Genomic DNA, 15706 nt, shown 5'->3' with positions numbered 1-15706 from the left:
CAGCGCAAACTCCGACATCAAAGCCTCCCGACTGATCAACAGACGGAATCAGACCTCTCGCTCGCCTGCAAACTGAGATGTGTGAATGCCGTAGCCTAAAGAGGAGGGATGGCGCGAGCGTCTACGCCGGCTGCTTCACCGGTTGGGCGCCGGCGAGGGGCGCGCGGTTCAGGTCGAAGAACTTCGGGGTCATCTGCGGGACGGCTTCGGAGAGGATGGTCTCCACCGTCCAACTTTCGCCCTCGGGCTTGGTGCAGGTCACGATGGGCCTGGGCTGCGAGTAGAGGATGATGTTCTCGCCCGACGATCCGAAGATCTGGCCGGAGACATTGGACGCCGCCGGCGTGACCATGGCCACCGAGAAGCGGGCCGGCTGGTCGGCGCGGACCTTCTCGGCCATCACCGCGCGCCGCGCCGCGGCGGCTTCGTCCTTGATCGGCACGGATTGCGTCATTCGGGTCCAGGCGACCGGGGCCAGGCAGTTGGCGCGCACGTTGTTGCGCGCGCCTTCCATGGCGATGATCCGGCTCAGGCCGGCGATGCCCATCTTGGCCGCGCCGTAGTTGGCCTGGCCGATGTTGCCGAACAGGCCGCTGGTCGAGGTGAAGAACATGTAGGCGCCGTCGTTCTGTTCGCGGAACAGCTCGATGGTGGCGCGGGCCACGTTGAACGAGCCGCGCATGTGGACCTCGATCACCTGGTCCCAGTCGCGCTCGGTCATCTTGTGGAACATCACGTCGCGGAGGATGCCGGCCGGATTGATGACGGCGTGCAGGCCGCCGAAGGCCTTCTTGGCCTGCTCGACCATGCCGTAGACCGCGTCCAGGTTGGTGACGCTGTCGGAGTTGGAGACGGCCTCGCCGCCGGCGGCGCGGATCTCCTCGCAGACCTTCTCGGCCGGACCGGAGGAGCCTTCGTCGTCGCCTTTGAGGCCCGCGCCCAGGTCGTTGACCACGACCTTCGCGCCTTCCTGAGCGGCGATCAGCGCGCAGTCGCGCCCGATGCCGTTGCCGCCGCCTGTAACCAGGACCACCTTGCCGTCTAACGCGCCCATGGAAGTATCTCCCTATTTCAATGGGTCGACAGTTATTCGAGGCGGTCCGCCTTGCGCAAGGCGGGAAACAGGCCTGCCCAGGTCCCGGTGACGATCAGCGCGCCGATCCCGCCGAACAGGGCGGCGCCGACGGGCCCCAGGAACCGCGCCACCACGCCGCTCTCGAATTCACCGAGCTCGTTGGAGGCGCCGATGAAGACGGAGGAGACGGCGGCGACCCGGCCGCGCATGGCGTCCGGCGTCACCAGCTGCACCAGGGTCTGGCGGACATAGACGCTGAGCATGTCGGCGCCGCCCAGGACCGCCAGCGCGATGACCGAGAGCGCCAGGTTGCGGGAGAGCGCGAAGGCGCAGGTGGCCGCCCCGAAGGTCGCGACGCCGCCGAACATGAACCAGCCGGCCTTGTGGCGGATCGGATTGGCGGCCAGCAACAGGGCCACCGCCGTCGCGCCGATCGCCGGGCCCGAGCGCAGGACGCCGAAGCCCTGGGCGCCGATGTGCAGGATGTCGCGCGCGAAGACCGGCAGGAGCGCCGTCGCCCCGCCCAGCAGCACGGCGAAGAGGTCCAGTGAGATCGCGCCGAAGACGATCCTCTGGTTCCAGACGTAGGCGAGGCCTTCCTTCATCAGGGTCCATCGCGAGCCGGGATTGACCACCGGCTGACCTGACTTGCGGATCATCAGGACCGCGACCGCGGCGGCGAGATAGAGGCCGAAGGTGACGAAGTAGGCGTCGTGGGTCGAGCGGGCCACGAGGATGCCGCCCGCCGCGGGTCCGATGATCGAGGCGGTCTGCCAGGCGAGCGAGTTCCAGGCGATGGCGCGGGGCAGCAAGACGCGCGGGACGAGCATGGGCCCCAGCGCCGTGCTGGCCGGCGCGAAGAAGGCTCGCGCCATGCCGAACAGGAAGGCCACGATCAGCAGCAGCGGGACCGAGGCCCAACCCTGCCAGGTGGCGATGGCCAGGGTGAGCACCGTGGCGATCTCGCCAAGCCAGCAGAAGAGCAGGACCTTCTTGCGGTCGTGGCGGTCGGCGGTCTCGCCGGCGGTGAGCGCCAGCAGGAAGACCGGCACGAAGGCCGCCAGGCCCAGCATGCCGACCAGGAACGAGCTTTCCTTGACCGAATGGCCGGCGACCCGCGCCAGGCCGTACATCTGCCAGCCCATGGCCACGCTCTGGATCTGGGCGGCGAAGCTGCCGGTCCAGCGGGAGACCCAGAAACACAGGTAGTCTCGCTCCTTCAGGAGCGCGCGGGCCGAGGGGACGGAATCGGGAATGGTCTCGGCCATGGGGTCGCCGGAACCTGCCCTGCCGCGGGCTCCCGGGCAACGCTCGTTTGGCCGCCTCCAGGGCTTGACGTTGACCTGAGCCCCCATTGGCCCTATTTGCGCCGGCCTCGACCACGGGGCTTGCCGCCATGCGACAACTTCGACGAACCGGGCGCGCGCGCTGCGCCGCCTGATCCGCGTCCGGACCGCGCCAGCGCGCGGCCGGCTTTCGTCGTCCCGTAGCCGAAGTCTCCTTTCATGACCGCTTCCTTCCCGGCGCCGCTCCCGGTGCTGACCCTGCAATCCGAACGGCGCCAGGACGGGCCCCTGGTCGACGCCCTGATTGCCCGCGCGTTCGGGCCTGGCCGCTTCACCAAGGTCTCCGAGCGGGTGCGCGAGTTCGCGACCTTCGCGCCGGAGATGTCGGTCTGCGCCTGGAGCGGCGAGCGCCTGCTGGGCTGCGCGCGGATGTGGCATGTGCGGGTTGGCGGCCGCCCGGTGATGTTCCTGGGTCCGTTCGCCGTGGAGCTCGGCGAGCGCAACGCCGGCTTCGGCGCAAGGATGATCACCCGCGCCTGTGAGTTCGCCGCCGCCGCAGGCGAAACCCACGTGGTGCTGGTGGGCGACGAGGCCTACTTCGGCCGGGTTGGCTTTGCGACCGCGCCGGGGCGCGCGGTGGTGCTGCCGGGGCCCGTGGATCAGCGCCGGGTGCTGGTGCGGGCGCTGACGCCGGACGCCGGCGAGCTGGCGGGGCCTGTAGAGCCCGCTTGAGGGCGCCTGCGGGCGCGCCTACCTTCGTCGGCATGGCGGACGAAGCGGTGAGACCCGGACTGGAAGGCGTGCTGGCCGCGGCCCAATCCCTTGCGGGAGAAAAGCAGGCGCCCGGCCGGGGCCTGCCGCCGGTGCATCTGTGGAACCCGGCCCATTGCGGCGAGATCGACATTGTCATCCGCAAGGACGGCGTCTGGTTCCACGAGGGCACGCCGATCGGCCGCGAGGCGCTGGTGCGCCTCTTCTCCACGGTGCTGCGCAAGGACCCCGACGGCATCCATCTCGTCACGCCGGTCGAGAAGATGAAGATCACCGTCGAGGACGCGCCGTTCATCGCCACGCGCGTGGATCGCATCGGCGAGAGCCTGAGGTTCCTGACCAACGTCGGCGATGAGGTCGAGGCGGGGCCGGAGAACTACGTCCGCGTCGAGATGGGCCCGGACGGCGAGCCGCGGCCCTATTTGCATGTGCGCCGCGGCCTGGAGGCGCTGATCGCGCGGCCGGTGTTCTATGAGCTGGTGGAACTGGCCGAGGAGCGCGACACGGCCGACGGACCGACGCTCGGCGTGGCGTCGAACGGCGCCTGGTATCCGGTGGGTCCGGCGCGGGCGCATCAACTGTGAGCTTGCGGGGCGGGCGCGGCGACCTGCGCGACTGGATCGGCGATCACCTCGATCCGTTGGAGGTCCACGAGCCGGCGGGCGGCCCCATCGCCTCCGACTTCGATCTCAGCAAGGCCTACGGCCCCAACGAGGTGGACAGTCCGCTGACGCCGGCGGCGGTGCTGATCGCGCTGGTGGAGCGCGACGCCGGCCTGTCGGTGATCCTGACGCGGCGGTCCGACACCCTGCGCCGCCACACCGGCCAGATCGCGCTGCCGGGTGGCCGCCGCGACCCGGGCGAGACGCCCTGGCAGACGGCGCTGCGCGAGGCGCATGAGGAGATCGGGCTGGAGCCGCGATATGTCTCGCCGGTGGGCCTGTCGACGCCCTATCGCACCGGCACTGGCTATCTGATCACCCCGGTGGTGGGCTTCGTGCGGCCGGGCTTCAGCCTGACGCCCAATCCGGACGAAGTGGCGGAGATCTTCGAGACGCCGTTCGGCTTCCTGATGGACCCGCAGAACCTCGAGGAGCACGAGCGGGAGTTGCCGGGCGGCGAGAAGCGGCGCTTCTACGCCTATACCCACGAGGACCGGTTCATCTGGGGCGCCACGGCGGGCATGCTGCGTGCGCTCTACGACCGGCTCTATGGAGCCGCCGTTGCCTAGGATCGTCCTCATCCGCCTGCTGCTGGTCGCGGTCCCGTTCGTGGTCTGGTTCCTGTGGGGCGCCTGGGCCCGGCGCACCGGGCGGCCGATGGGCTCGACGCCCTACGCCTGGCTGTTCGCGGCCGGCGCGGTGCTGGTGGGCCTGTCGCTGATCGCCACGGTGGCCTTCCACCCCGACAATCGCAGAGAGCGTTATGTCCCGGGCGAGGTCCGCGCGGACGGCTCGGTGAGCAAGGGCTATTTCACGCCGGCGCCGGTCTCGCCTAAGACGGCGCCGAAATGAGCGAGACCATCGGCCAGCGCCCGTGGATGGCCGCAGCCGACACGGCGGCGGTGCTGGACGCCCTGGAGGCGGCCGGCGGGACGGACTGCGCGCGGTTCGTCGGCGGCTGCGTGCGCAACACCCTGCTCGGCAAGCCGGTCAGCGACCTGGACATCGCCACGCGGCTGACGCCGGCTGAGGTGACCGCCGCGCTGAAGGCGGCCAAGCTGAAGGCCGTGCCCACCGGCGTCGAGCACGGCACGGTCACCGCGGTCAGCGGCGGCAAGCCCTTCGAGATCACCACACTTCGCCGCGACGTGGCCACTGATGGCCGCCGCGCGGTGGTGGCCTTCACCGACGATTGGAGCGAGGACGCCCAGCGGCGGGACTTCACGCTCAACAGCCTCTATGCGCGACGTGACGGGACGCTGTTCGACCCGACGGGTCATGGCGTCGCCGATGCGCGGGCGGGGCGGATCGTCTTCGTCGGCGAGCCCGAGCAGCGGGTGCGCGAGGACTATCTGCGCATCCTGCGGTTCTTCCGCTTCTTCGCCTGGTACGGCAGCGAGCCGGCCGACGCCCCGGCGCTGGCCGCCTGCGAGGCTTTGCGCGGGGAGCTGAAGACGCTGTCGGCCGAGCGGGTGTCGAAGGAGCTGCTGAAGCTGCTGGCCGCCGACGATCCGCGGCCGGCGGTGGCGCTGATGGCGCGGACCGGGGTGCTGGGCGAGGTGCTGCCGGCGCCCATCGACCTGGCGCGTTTCGAGGGGCTGGTGACGATCGAGGACGAGACGCTGTTCGAGAACGAGCCCTTGCTGCGCCTGGCGGCCCTGTTGCCGGACGATCAGGTCGGCGCGGTGAAGTTCGCCGAGGCGCTTCGCCTGTCCAACGCCGAGCGCGACCGGTTGGCCGCGGCGCTGTCGCCGACGCCCGAATTCAAGAGCTGGATGAGCCCGCGGGAAATCCGCCGGACGCTGTACCGCCTGGGCGCGCAGCCGTTCCGCGACAAGGCGAAGCTCGCCTGGGCGCGCTCGGGCCGCACGGCGACCACGCCGCAATGGCGCGGCATGATCGCGCTCGGCGAAGGCTGGAGCCCACCGGCCTTCCCGCTGACCGGCCAGGACGTCATCGCCGCCGGGGCGCCCAAGGGCCCGATGGTCGGCCAAGTGCTGCGGGAGGTCGAAGAGTGGTGGGTCGACCACGACTTCATCGACGATAAGCTCTCGACCATCGAGAAGCTGAAGTCGGTGGTGCAGGGGATGGCGTTTTGAGGCTGGGCATCCTCAAGACCGGCCGGCCGCCGTCGCCGGCGATTCCGCAGTTCGGGACCTATCCGGACATGTTCCGCCGCCTGCTGGGCGCGGACGCCTATGACTGGCGCGTCTATGCGGCAGACGAGGGCGAGCTGCCGGCCAGCCCGGCCGAGTGCGACGGCTATCTGATCACCGGGTCTTCGGCGGGCGTCTATGAAGACCTGCCGTGGATCGCGCCGGCGGAGGACTTCCTGCGGGCGGCCAAGGGCCAGGCGGCGCTGGTCGGGGTCTGCTTTGGCCACCAGCTGATGGCGCAGGCGTTTGGGGCACAGGTGATCAAGTCGCCGAAGGGCTGGGGCGTCGGCGAGCACGAATACCGGGTGCTGATCCGCGAACCCTGGATGGACAGTGACGCCCCGATCCGCCTGCCGGCCTCGCACCAGGACCAGGTGGTCAGCCTGCCGCCGGGCGCGGAGGTGTTCGCGGCCAGCGACTTCACGCCGTTCGCGGGCCTGATCTGGCCGGACGAGCGGGCGATCTCGATCCAGCCGCACCCGGAGTTCGAGCCGGCCTACGCCATCTCGCTGATCGAGCATCGGCGCGGCGGGACCTATCCCGACGCTGAGGCTGACCGTGCGGTGGCCAGCTTCCAGGCGCCCGATGACCGCGCCCGGGTCGGCCGCTGGATCGCGAATTTCCTCAAAGGCGCAACATAGGTGCAAGATCTGGCGTTTAGGCGTCGGCCAGACCCCCGGGGAAACCGATGGCGCACTTGAAGTTCCTGATCGTCCTGAGCAGCGGCGCCGCGGCCCTCGTGGTCGGCTCGGGCCTGCATCTCCAGGCCGAGGGCTCGGACCTCCTGGCGATGATCAGCAACGCGCTGAGCGGTATCGGTTAGGTCCAGGCCACCATCGGCGGCATGGAGCTGAGGATCGTCTCGATGTTGCCGCCGGCTTTCAGGCCGAACATGGTGCCGCGGTCGTAGAGCAGGTTGAACTCCACATAGCGGCCGCGGCGGACCAGCTGCTCGGCGCGGTCGTGGTCGTCCCAGGGCTCGTCCATGCGGTGGCGCACGATCTTCGGATAGACGTCGAGGAAGGCTTCGCCCACCGCGCGGGTGAAGGCGAAGTCGCGCTCGAAGTCGCCGGTGTCGTGGCGGTCGTAGAAGATGCCGCCGACGCCGCGGGTCTCGCCCCGGTGCGGCAGGTAGAAGTACTCGTCGCACCAGGCCTTGTACTTCGGGTACCACTCGGGATCGAAGGGGTCGCAGGCGCCCTGCATCGCGGCGTGGAACAGGACCGCATCGTCGGCCTCCTGGCTGCGCTGTTCGTCCAGCATGGGGGTCAGGTCCGCGCCGCCGCCGAACCAGCTCTCCGCGGTCGACAGGAAGCGGGTGTTCATGTGGACGGTGGGCACGCGCGGGCTGCGCGGATGGACGATCAAGCTGATCGACGCCGAGACGTAGGAGGGATCCTTATCCGCGCCCGGCATGGTGTTGGCCATCTCCGGCGAGAAACGCGCCGTGGCGGCGGAGGTGTGGACGCCGGCCTTTTCGAACAGCCGGCCTTTGAAGTGGCCGCCGATGCCGCCGCCGACGCCGGTCTCGCGCGTCCAGGGCCGCAGGTCGAAGCGCCCCCAAGGCGTGGACGTGGGCGGGTCGGGATAGAGTTCGGCCGGGGCCTCGTCCTCCAGGCGTTCCAGTTCGGCGATGATCCGGGTCTGCAGGTCCTCGAACCAGGCCTTGGCGCGGTCGCGGCGGGCGAGGATTTCGGGCGGCAGACTGGAGGGCTCGGTGGACATGGCCTCTCTGCTAGCCGGTCGGGGCCCCGGTTGGGAAGCCATCGGTCTGCCGAAGCGCCTCGGAAAGGGCGATGGCGGCGCTGACCGTCAGGTTCAGCGACCGGGCGCCGGGCGCCAGGGGAATGAACAGCCGCGCATCGGCCGCGGCATGCACCTCTTCCGGCGCGCCGGCGCTCTCGCGGCCGAACAGCAGGGTGTCGCCGGGCTGGAAGGCAAAGCCGTGCAGGCCGCTCGCCCCCTTGGTGGTGAACAGCAGCAGGCGGCCCTCTTTCCGCTCAGGCGCGCCCAGGAAATCGGCCCAGCCGGCATGTCGTGTCATGCGCGCGAGCGCCCCGTAATCCATGGCCGCGCGGCGCACGCCGGCGTCGGAAAGCGGGAAGCCGCAGGGCTCGATCACGTCCACCGGGACGTCCAGACAGGCCCCCAGCCGAAGTGCGGCGCCGAGGTTTTGCGGAATGTCCGGTTGAAAAAGGGCCAAACGCATTCTAAGCGATCCGCGACGGGTTAGGCCGGGCTGAACGACGAATCACGAAAGCGACCTCGCGGGACGTCATCGGGCGTTTCCGGCGGACGTTTTCGATAAGTGCGTTCCGTGCTGACCTGTCGTGACTTTAAAGGCCTTATCAGAGCGTCTGGTAGGGTCCAAAGACGAGACCTCCCCGAACGCGTGCGGGGACCTCGAAACGAAGGGTAGCTTTAGGTGGCCGACACCGTCGCGGGCGCAAGTCCCGATCCGCATGCTTCAGGCGACGATCCGAATCGTCGCGACTTCATCCACATCGCCGCCGGCGTGGCCGCGGTGGGCCTGGTCGGCGGTCTCGCCTGGCCGTTCATCGACCAGATGAACCCCGCCAGCGACACCTTGGCGCTGGCCTCCATCGAGGTCGACGTCTCCAAGGTCGTCGAAGGCCAGCAGATCGTGGTGAAGTGGCGCGGCAAGCCGTTGTTCATCCGCTATCGCACGGCCAAGGAAATCGAAGCCGCGATCAAGGACGACCACGCCGACCTGCGCGATCCGGCCACCGACGAGAGCCGCCACAAGCCGGGCAAGGCCCAGTACCTGATCCTGGTCGGCGTCTGCACCCACCTGGGTTGCGTGCCGACCTTCGGCGGCGGCGACTACGGTGGCTGGCTCTGCCCCTGCCACGGCTCGGTCTACGACACCTCCGGGCGTATCCGGCGCGGGCCCGCGCCGCTGAACCTGCCGGTGCCGGACTACGCCTTCCTTTCCGACACCAAGGTCAAGGTGGGCTGATCAGATGAGCGGACACTCGACCTACGAGCCGAAGACCGGCCTCGAACGCTGGCTGGACAGCCGGCTGCCGATCATCCGGTTCGCCAACGACACCATCGTCAGCTTCCCGACGCCGAAGAACCTCAACTACTGGTGGACCTTCGGGGGCGTCCTGTCCCTGATGCTGGGCCTGCAGATCGTCACCGGGATCATCCTGGCGATGCACTACGTCCCGCACGTCGACTACGCCTTCAACTCGATCCAGCGCATCAAGCGCGACGTCAACTATGGCTGGCTGGTCCAGAGCCTGCACGCCAACGGCGCGTCGATGTTCTTCCTGGCGGTCTACATCCACATCTTCCGCAACCTCTATTACGGCTCCTACAAGGCGCCGCGCGAGGTGCTGTGGATCCTGGGCTGCGTGATCTACCTCCTGATGATGGCCACGGCCTTCTTCGGCTACGTCCTGCCCTGGGGCCAGATGAGCTTCCACGGCGCGGTGGTGATCACCAACCTGATCGGCGCCCTGCCGATCGTCGGTCCCTCGATCACCACCTGGCTGTGGGGCGGCTTCGCGGTGGACGACCCGACGCTGAACCGCTTCTTCTCGTTGCACTATCTGCTGCCGTTCATGATCGCCGGCGTCGTGGCGCTGCACGTCTGGGCGCTGCACGTGCCGGGCAACAACAACCCGACTGGCGTGAACGTGAAGTCCAAGGAGGACACCGTCCCCTTCCACCCGTACTACACGGTGAAGGACGGCTTCGCGATTTCGGTCTTCCTGATCATGTACGCGGTGTTCGTGTTCTACCTGCCCGATGCGCTGGGCGACGCGGCCAACTACATCCAGGCCAACCCCCTGCAGACGCCGCAGCACATCGTGCCCGAATGGTACCTCTTGCCATTCTACGCGATCCTGCGGGCGGTCCCGAACAAGCTGATGGGCGTCATCCTGATGTTCGGCGCCATCGCCACTCTGTTCGTGCTGCCCTGGCTCGATACGTCGAAGGTGCGCTCCATGCGCTACCGGCCGACGATGCGGCTCTACTACTTCATCTTCGTCTTCGCCTGCCTGGTGCTGGGCTGGTGCGGGGCGCACGCGCCGGATGACCTGGTCATCCCGAACGTCGCCGGCCCGCAGTTCCTCGACGCCAACCTGAACAGCTTCGTGTGGTTGTCGCGGATCGGGGCGCTGTTCTACTTCGCCTACTTCTGGGTGATCACGCCGCTGATGGGTCTGACCGAGACCCCGCTGCCGGAACCGGAGTCGATCTCCACACCCGTCCTGTCGCATCCCGCCTCCGCGCCCGCCGGCGCCGCGGCGTCGCCTGAAAAGAGGGGTTGAGCCTGATGCTGCGCAAAGGTTTCGCGTTCGCGGCGCTCGGGCTTGCTCTCATGGCTGGCCCGGCGCTTGCCGCGACCACCAACGAGGAGCCCGCGGACGTCCACTGGTCGTTCGAAGGCCCGTTCGGCAAGTTCGACAAGGAGCAGCTCCAGCGGGGCTACAAGGTCTATCGGGAGGTCTGCTCGGCCTGCCACTCGATGAACCTGATGTACTTCCGCAACCTCGGGCAGAAGGGCGGACCGTTCTACGATCCGAAGTACCCCAACCCGAACAACAACCCGGTCGTGAAGTCGCTGGCCCATGACATCCAGGTCAAGGACATCGACAGCGACACCGGCGACGTGATCTCGCGCCCGGCGACGCCGGCCGACAAGTTCCCCGCACCGTTCGCCAACGAGCCCGCCGCGCGCGCCTCGAACGGCGGCGCCCTGCCGCCGGACCTGTCGGTAATGGCCAAGGCCCGCGAGGGCGGCCCGGCCTACATCTATTCGCTGCTGAGCGGCTTCAAGCAGGCGCCTGCCGGCCTGACCCTGCAGGCGGGCAAGTACTATGACCCCTACTTCGCGGGCGACCTGACGGGCAGCTGGCACGGCGTGGCGGGCAAGGTCCCGGAGGGCGGCGCGATCAGCATGCCGCCGCCGCTGGCCGACGGGAAGGTCACCTTTGACGACGGCAAGCCGTCGACGGTGAAGGAAGAGGCCTATGACGTGTCCGCCTTCCTGGCCTGGGCCGCGGAGCCCAAGATGGAAGAGCGCAAGGCCTTCGGACTGGGCGCGATGATCTACCTCTTGATCTTCTCGGTGCTGCTCTACTTCAGCTACAAGAAGATCTGGAAGAACGTCGCCCACTAGGGCGCGGCCTTCGGAGCGAATTGAAAGGGCCTCGGCGCAAGCCGGGGCCCTTCTTATTGGCCACGGAAGACACGGAAAGAGCACGGAAGGAGATTCGATCTCTGATCGGCGGGGGACGAGTCGATTGCGCGCGAAGCGCGCGATTCAATCTGGCTCAAGCGCGTCAGGAGATCCTCCCTTCCGTGCTCTTTCCGTGTTTTCCGTGGCCAAACTCTTCGGACGCTAAGGCTTTGCGGCGGCCAGAAGTAGCTTGCCCGCTGGGAAGTCGAAACGCAGGCGCCAGTGGGAGAGGAACGGCGCCCCGAGCTGGCCGGCGAGCGCCGGGTCCTCGGCCTTGATCAGGCCGGCCGGCAAGTTCTCGGTCAGGCCGCCCGCGAAGGACAGCGCCCGCAGGCGCGGGAAGGCCACGCCGTAGGGATAGAGTTCCTTGGACTTGGGCGCGCCTGGGGCTCGGGCCAGGGCGTCGCTGATCCGCACGGCGGTGTCGGCCCCGACGCCCGGTGCAAAGGCGCCGGCGAAGGCGTGGGGCCCGTCGGAGACCGCGGCGCGGACGACGGGGCGGCCGCCGACCCAGGCCATCGGCAGGCTCGCCGTCGCGGCGAAGCGTCCGGTCGCGCGCCGCGACAGTCGCACCCGGCAGGGCTTGAAATCCACGTCCAGCACGAAGCCCTTCAGGACATCGGCGCCGATGATCCCGGCGATCGGGGTCGGCAGGGCGCCGGTGCGCAGGTCGACGACCTCCACGGCCACCGCCCGGTCCTTAAGCGCCATTCCGGCCAAGCGAACCTCGCCCTTCAGCGCGGTGTCGGCGAAGCCGGCGGCGTTGGCCTGGCTGTCGGCGAGCACGGTGTGTGGCGTGGCCGTGTCGAGGATGTAGTCACCGCTGACGCCCATGACCTCGGCGCCCACGACCACCACGCCGTTCTCGAACCAGCAGGCGGCCTCGCCCGCGAGCGCAGGCGCAGCGATGAGCGCCAGGGCGGCGCCGAAGGGAACGAAGGATCGACTCACAGGCAAAGCATAGCTCCAACGCCGCTTGCAGCGACGCTGCGCCTTACGCCGGCCCAAACGGGCGCCTAACTTTCGGTCCATGACCTTCACTACGGCCTGGCGGAACTTCAAGCGCATGCAGGACCTGACGGTGGCCGCCGCCAGCCTGATCTACGCCGCCGCGGTGATCGACGCGCTCGACCGCCTGCCCGGCGGGCCGAACCTGATCGCGCGCTGGACCCTGCTGTGGCCCGCGGCCTACCTCGGCTTTTCGCTGGCGATCCCGCTGCTGATCCCGCCGGTGAAGCGGTGGCTGGCCAGATACGTCTGGATGAGTTTCCGCGCCGGCTTCGGCCAGACGCCGGCCTCGGTGGTGGTGGGCGTGGCCCTCTTGCTCGGATCGGGCCTGTTCATCTGGGAGGAGGTCGGCCGCGCGGCGCGCCACGGTCTGACCGGCGCCGACGTCTTCTCGGCCTATGCCTCAGGCATCGGCATATTGGCGGCGCAGGCGATCCTGGTGCGGTTCCTGGAGGAGACGCCGGAGGTGCGGGCGCAGATCGTGGAGCGGGGGTAGGGAAGGCCGCCTCCTTCTGGCAGGTCGTCCTTCAGGATGCTTCCCGCCCTTAAGTCCCGGTCAGTTGCGAGCCTTGGGGTCTCTGGAGCCCGCCTTAGCTATCGCCCCGGACCCCGCTGTTCCGGCTGAAGTGCGCCAGCGTCCTGAGCTTCGACAGCCGCGCTGAGTCCTCATGGAACCCGTTCGGGGCCACGAAGGCGTGGCCGGCGTCGTACATGTAGACCGGCAGGTCGGGGTAGGCGGCGCGGATCGTCTCGACATCGGCGGGCGGGATCAGGTCGTCGGTCTTGCCCAGGTGCAGGATGGTGGGCGCCTGCGGGGCCTCGGCCAGGTAGTCGACGATCTGGCCGCCGTAGAACGAGGCGACGGCCGCGAGGCCCGTGCAGCGCGAGGCCGCCAGCCAGGCGGTCGTGCCGCCGAAGCAGAAGCCGATGGCGAAGACCGGCGGGGCCAGGGCGTCGATGGCGGCCTGGACGGCGTCCAGCACCTCGGCGCCCCAGCGGGTCTGTTCGCCGAAAGCCATCTGCTGGGCCATCAGGGCCGGGTCGAAGTTGGCTTCGGCGAATCCCTGGTGGAGGCGGTCGAACAGGCTCGGGACCAGCACCTCGTAGCCGGCCTCGGCGTAGTCGTGGGCGAGCTCGCGCAGGTGCGGAGTGACGCCCCAGATGGCGTGCAGGATGACCAGGCCGCCGCGCCGGGCGTCGCTGACGCCGGCGTGATAGGCCTCGTACTCGAAGCCGTCCCCATCCCCTTCAAGGGGCGCGCTGGTCAGGCGGACGGTCTCATCCATCGGGGTCAGGCTCTGTCGAACAGTTCCAGGGTGCGGTGGCGCGCCAGGTCGGCGGCCTCGGCGTTGTAGCGTTCGGGGCTCTCGTTGTTGAAGCCGTGGCCGGCGCCTTCGTAGATGTAGACGGGCGTGTCCGGATGGTGCTCGCCGATGGCGGCGGCCACCTCGTCGGCGGGGATGCCGTGGTCGGTGCGGCCGAGGTGGACGATGGCCGGGCACTTCAGCGCCTGGGCGGCGTTGGCCTGCACCATGCTGCCGTAGTAGCTCGAGGCCGCAGCCAGCCCCTCGACGCGCGACGCCGCCAGCCAGGCCAGCGACCCGCCATAGCAATAGCCGACGATGCAGACCTTCGATCCACGGGTGCGCAGGAAGGCGGCGCAGGCGGCGATGTCGCCCATGGCCTGGTCCTGCGGCGTGCCCATGGCGTGGGCGACGCCGGCTTTGATGCCGTCCGGATCGTGCTTGGCGAGGAAGCCCGGCTCGCGGCGGTCGTACATGGACGGTGCGATGGCCTCGTAGCCCATCTTGGCCCAGCGCCCGACGTCGGCGCGGACGTATTCGTCGAGGCCGAAGATCTCCTGGATGACGATCACGCCGCCCTTGCGGGGCGTGAACGATGGTTCGTGATAGGCGGAAAACTCAAACCCGTCCGCGCCCGCGATCTTGATCGTCTCGGCCATTGCCGGTTCCCTCTGACTAGACGTTGAAACGGAAGTTCATGACGTCGCCGTCCTTGACGACATATTCCTTGCCTTCCTGGCGCAGCTTGCCCGCATCGCGCGCGCCGGCCTCGCCCTTCAGGCGGACGTAGTCGTCGTAGGCGATGGTCTCCGCACGGATGAAGCCCTTCTCGAAGTCGGTGTGGATGACGCCGGCCGCCTGCGGGGCGGTGTCGCCCTTGTGGATGGTCCAGGCGCGCGCCTCCTTGGGGCCGACCGTGAAATAGGTCTGCAGGCCGAGCAGGTGGTAGGCCTCGCGGATCAGCTTGTTGAGGCCGGGTTCGCTGAGGCCCAGGGTCTCTAGGAATTCCTGGCGCTCGCCGGCGTCCAGCATGGCGATCTCGCTCTCGATCTGGGCGGAGATGGCGACGCTGTCGGCGCCGTCGCGCTTGGCGCGCTCGGCCACCAGGCGGGACATCTCGTTGCCCTCGGCGGCCGAAGCCTCATCGACGTTGGCGACGTAGAGGGCGGGTTTGGAGGTCAGGAGCTGCAGCATCCGCCAGGCCTTCTCGTCCTCGTCGGCGATGGTCGCCTTGCGGGCCGGGCGGCCGTCCTTCAGCTCGGCCAGAGCCAGGTTCACCAGCTTGAGCGTCTGGGCGCTTTCCTTGTCGCCGGCCTTGGCGCGCTTTTCGAGGTTCACGACGCGCTTTTCGAGGCTTTCGAGGTCGGCCAGCATCAGCTCGATCTCGATGGTCTCCAGGTCGGCGATCGGGTCGACCTTGCCTTCCACGTGGGTGATGTCGTCGTCGATGAAGCAGCGGGCGACGAAGGCCACCGCGTCGCAGTCGCGGATGTTGGCCAGGAACTGGTTGCCGAGGCCCTCGCCCTTTGAGGCGCCGCGCACCAGGCCCGCGACGTCGACGAAGTTGATGCGGGCGGGGATGATCTCCTTCGACCCGGCGATCCCGGCCAAGGTGTCCAGCCGTGCCTCGGGCACGGCCACGTCGCCGACGTTCGGTTCGATCGTGCAGAACGGGTAGTTGGCGGCCTGGGCCGCCGCCGTCTGGGTGAGGGCGTTGAACAGGGTGGACTTGCCGACGTTCGGCAGGCCGACGATCGCGACTTTAAGGGCCATGAAACTTTCGGGGACAGAAGCGGACGCGGGCGCCTAGCACGGTTCGCGCGATTGCTCCACGCTCAAGCCCGAAACGGAGGACCTGGGATGAACATCGGTTTTGCGGTGGCGGCGGCGATCGGGCTGCTGGGTTTCGGTATCCACGTTTTCTGGGCGGCGCCGAGACTGGTGCGGCCGTTCCTCAAGCTCGACCTAAATCGCTGGATCAAGTGGCTGTTTTATCTGTGTTTCCACATTGTCAGCCTGCTCATCCTGACGATGACCCTGGTGTTCTGGTGGGCGGCGAGGGACTACCACGGCCACCCGGCGGCGGCGGTTCTGGGGGGCGGCAAAGCTGGTGCGGCCGTTCCTCAAGCTCGAGATAAATCCTTGGATCAAGTGGCTGTTTTACCTGTGCTTCCACGTTGTGAGCCTGCTCATCGCGACGATGGCGGCGGTGTTCTGGTGGGCGGCGAC

20 protein-coding genes are annotated in these 15706 nt (G+C 68.6%); 12 read left to right on the top strand and 8 right to left on the bottom strand.

The genetic code is table 11. From position 1 onward, the window contains the following. Nucleotides 1–121: 121 nt before the first annotated feature. Complete coding sequence (locus VHS75_RS13095) at nucleotides 122–1054, bottom strand: SDR family NAD(P)-dependent oxidoreductase (RefSeq protein WP_329639060.1); 933 nt, start codon at nucleotides 1052–1054, stop codon at nucleotides 122–124. 32 nt (nucleotides 1055–1086) lie between these two features. Next, complete coding sequence (locus tag VHS75_RS13090) at nucleotides 1087–2343, bottom strand: MFS transporter (protein ID WP_329639059.1); 1257 nt, start codon at nucleotides 2341–2343, stop codon at nucleotides 1087–1089. A 237-nt stretch (nucleotides 2344–2580) separates the two neighbouring features. Between VHS75_RS13090 and VHS75_RS13085 the strand changes: the two genes are divergently transcribed. From VHS75_RS13085 to VHS75_RS13055, 7 genes are read left to right on the top strand one after another with little or no spacing between them, the layout of a single operon-like run. Next, nucleotides 2581–3093: an N-acetyltransferase gene (locus VHS75_RS13085; protein WP_329639058.1), complete on the top strand. Its 513-nt coding sequence runs from the start codon at nucleotides 2581–2583 to the stop codon at nucleotides 3091–3093. 32 nt (nucleotides 3094–3125) lie between these two features. Further along, entirely contained in the window at nucleotides 3126–3716 is a 591-nt protein-coding gene (locus VHS75_RS13080; RefSeq protein WP_329639061.1) for a DUF1285 domain-containing protein, read from the top strand. Next, complete coding sequence (locus VHS75_RS13075; RefSeq protein ID WP_329639057.1) at nucleotides 3713–4363, top strand: CoA pyrophosphatase; 651 nt, start codon at nucleotides 3713–3715, stop codon at nucleotides 4361–4363. The genes VHS75_RS13080 and VHS75_RS13075 overlap by 4 nt, the downstream gene beginning before the upstream one ends. Then, a complete protein-coding gene (locus VHS75_RS13070; protein WP_329639056.1) occupies nucleotides 4356–4646 on the top strand; it encodes a hypothetical protein in 291 nt (96 codons plus the stop codon). Before VHS75_RS13075 ends, VHS75_RS13070 begins: the two co-directional genes overlap by 8 nt. After that, nucleotides 4643–5893: a CCA tRNA nucleotidyltransferase gene (locus VHS75_RS13065; RefSeq protein WP_329639055.1), complete on the top strand. Its 1251-nt coding sequence runs from the start codon at nucleotides 4643–4645 to the stop codon at nucleotides 5891–5893. Before VHS75_RS13070 ends, VHS75_RS13065 begins: the two co-directional genes overlap by 4 nt. Next, entirely contained in the window at nucleotides 5890–6591 is a 702-nt protein-coding gene (locus tag VHS75_RS13060; RefSeq protein WP_329639054.1) for a type 1 glutamine amidotransferase, read from the top strand. The genes VHS75_RS13065 and VHS75_RS13060 overlap by 4 nt, the downstream gene beginning before the upstream one ends. Nucleotides 6592–6638: 47 nt before the next feature. After that, the gene (locus VHS75_RS13055; protein WP_329639053.1) at nucleotides 6639–6773 is read left to right on the top strand and encodes a hypothetical protein; all 135 of its coding nucleotides are present in this window, start codon (nucleotides 6639–6641) and stop codon (nucleotides 6771–6773) included. Here the strand turns inward: VHS75_RS13055 and hemF are convergent. Both hemF and VHS75_RS13045 read right to left on the bottom strand, forming a co-directional pair. After that, on the bottom strand, nucleotides 6770–7675 hold the full coding sequence (hemF, locus tag VHS75_RS13050; protein WP_329639052.1) for an oxygen-dependent coproporphyrinogen oxidase: 906 nt from the start codon (nucleotides 7673–7675) through the stop codon (nucleotides 6770–6772). The two genes, VHS75_RS13055 and hemF, sit on opposite strands and share 4 nt — an antisense overlap. 10 nt (nucleotides 7676–7685) lie before the next feature. Further along, on the bottom strand, nucleotides 7686–8159 hold the full coding sequence (locus VHS75_RS13045) for a tRNA (cytidine(34)-2'-O)-methyltransferase (protein WP_329639051.1): 474 nt from the start codon (nucleotides 8157–8159) through the stop codon (nucleotides 7686–7688). Nucleotides 8160–8375: 216 nt separating this feature from the next. Between VHS75_RS13045 and petA the strand changes: the two genes are divergently transcribed. From petA to VHS75_RS13030, 3 genes are read left to right on the top strand one after another with little or no spacing between them, the layout of a single operon-like run. Then, nucleotides 8376–8930, top strand: a complete 555-nt coding sequence (gene petA, locus VHS75_RS13040) for a ubiquinol-cytochrome c reductase iron-sulfur subunit (protein ID WP_329639050.1) — start codon at nucleotides 8376–8378, stop codon at nucleotides 8928–8930. A gap of 4 nt (nucleotides 8931–8934) precedes the next feature. Continuing rightward, entirely contained in the window at nucleotides 8935–10254 is a 1320-nt protein-coding gene (locus tag VHS75_RS13035; RefSeq protein WP_329639049.1) for a cytochrome b, read from the top strand. 5 nt (nucleotides 10255–10259) lie between these two features. Next, nucleotides 10260–11105: a cytochrome c1 gene (locus tag VHS75_RS13030; protein ID WP_329639048.1), complete on the top strand. Its 846-nt coding sequence runs from the start codon at nucleotides 10260–10262 to the stop codon at nucleotides 11103–11105. Nucleotides 11106–11327: 222 nt separating this feature from the next. Here VHS75_RS13030 and VHS75_RS13025 read toward each other — a convergent pair whose 3' ends face one another. Continuing rightward, nucleotides 11328–12116: a hypothetical protein gene (locus VHS75_RS13025; protein ID WP_329639047.1), complete on the bottom strand. Its 789-nt coding sequence runs from the start codon at nucleotides 12114–12116 to the stop codon at nucleotides 11328–11330. 79 nt (nucleotides 12117–12195) lie between these two features. Here VHS75_RS13025 and VHS75_RS13020 point away from each other — a divergent pair, with 79 nt between their 5' ends. Continuing rightward, complete coding sequence (locus VHS75_RS13020) at nucleotides 12196–12669, top strand: hypothetical protein (protein ID WP_329639046.1); 474 nt, start codon at nucleotides 12196–12198, stop codon at nucleotides 12667–12669. Between the two features lie 94 nt (nucleotides 12670–12763). Here the strand turns inward: VHS75_RS13020 and VHS75_RS13015 are convergent, their stop codons facing one another. The 3 genes from VHS75_RS13015 to ychF are packed head-to-tail and all read right to left on the bottom strand — an operon-like array spanning nucleotide 12764 to nucleotide 15250. Further along, nucleotides 12764–13459, bottom strand: coding sequence for a dienelactone hydrolase family protein (locus VHS75_RS13015; protein ID WP_329639045.1), 696 nt, complete (start codon nucleotides 13457–13459; stop codon nucleotides 12764–12766). A 5-nt stretch (nucleotides 13460–13464) separates the two neighbouring features. After that, nucleotides 13465–14136 carry a dienelactone hydrolase family protein gene (locus VHS75_RS13010; protein WP_329639044.1) on the bottom strand — a complete coding sequence of 224 codons (672 nt, stop codon included), beginning with the start codon at nucleotides 14134–14136 and terminating at the stop codon, nucleotides 13465–13467. 16 nt (nucleotides 14137–14152) lie between these two features. Continuing rightward, on the bottom strand, nucleotides 14153–15250 hold the full coding sequence (ychF, locus tag VHS75_RS13005; RefSeq protein WP_329639043.1) for a redox-regulated ATPase YchF: 1098 nt from the start codon (nucleotides 15248–15250) through the stop codon (nucleotides 14153–14155). A gap of 87 nt (nucleotides 15251–15337) precedes the next feature. On the opposite strand from ychF, the gene VHS75_RS13000 reads away from it, so the two are divergent. Further along, on the top strand, nucleotides 15338–15706 hold a 369-nt coding region (locus VHS75_RS13000; protein ID WP_329639042.1), incomplete at its 3' end, for a hypothetical protein.

Origin of the sequence: Phenylobacterium sp., from assembly GCF_036264965.1 — a bacterium.
Lineage (GTDB): Bacteria > Pseudomonadota > Alphaproteobacteria > Caulobacterales > Caulobacteraceae > Phenylobacterium.
This window is presented reverse-complemented; position numbering and strand designations above follow the sequence as displayed.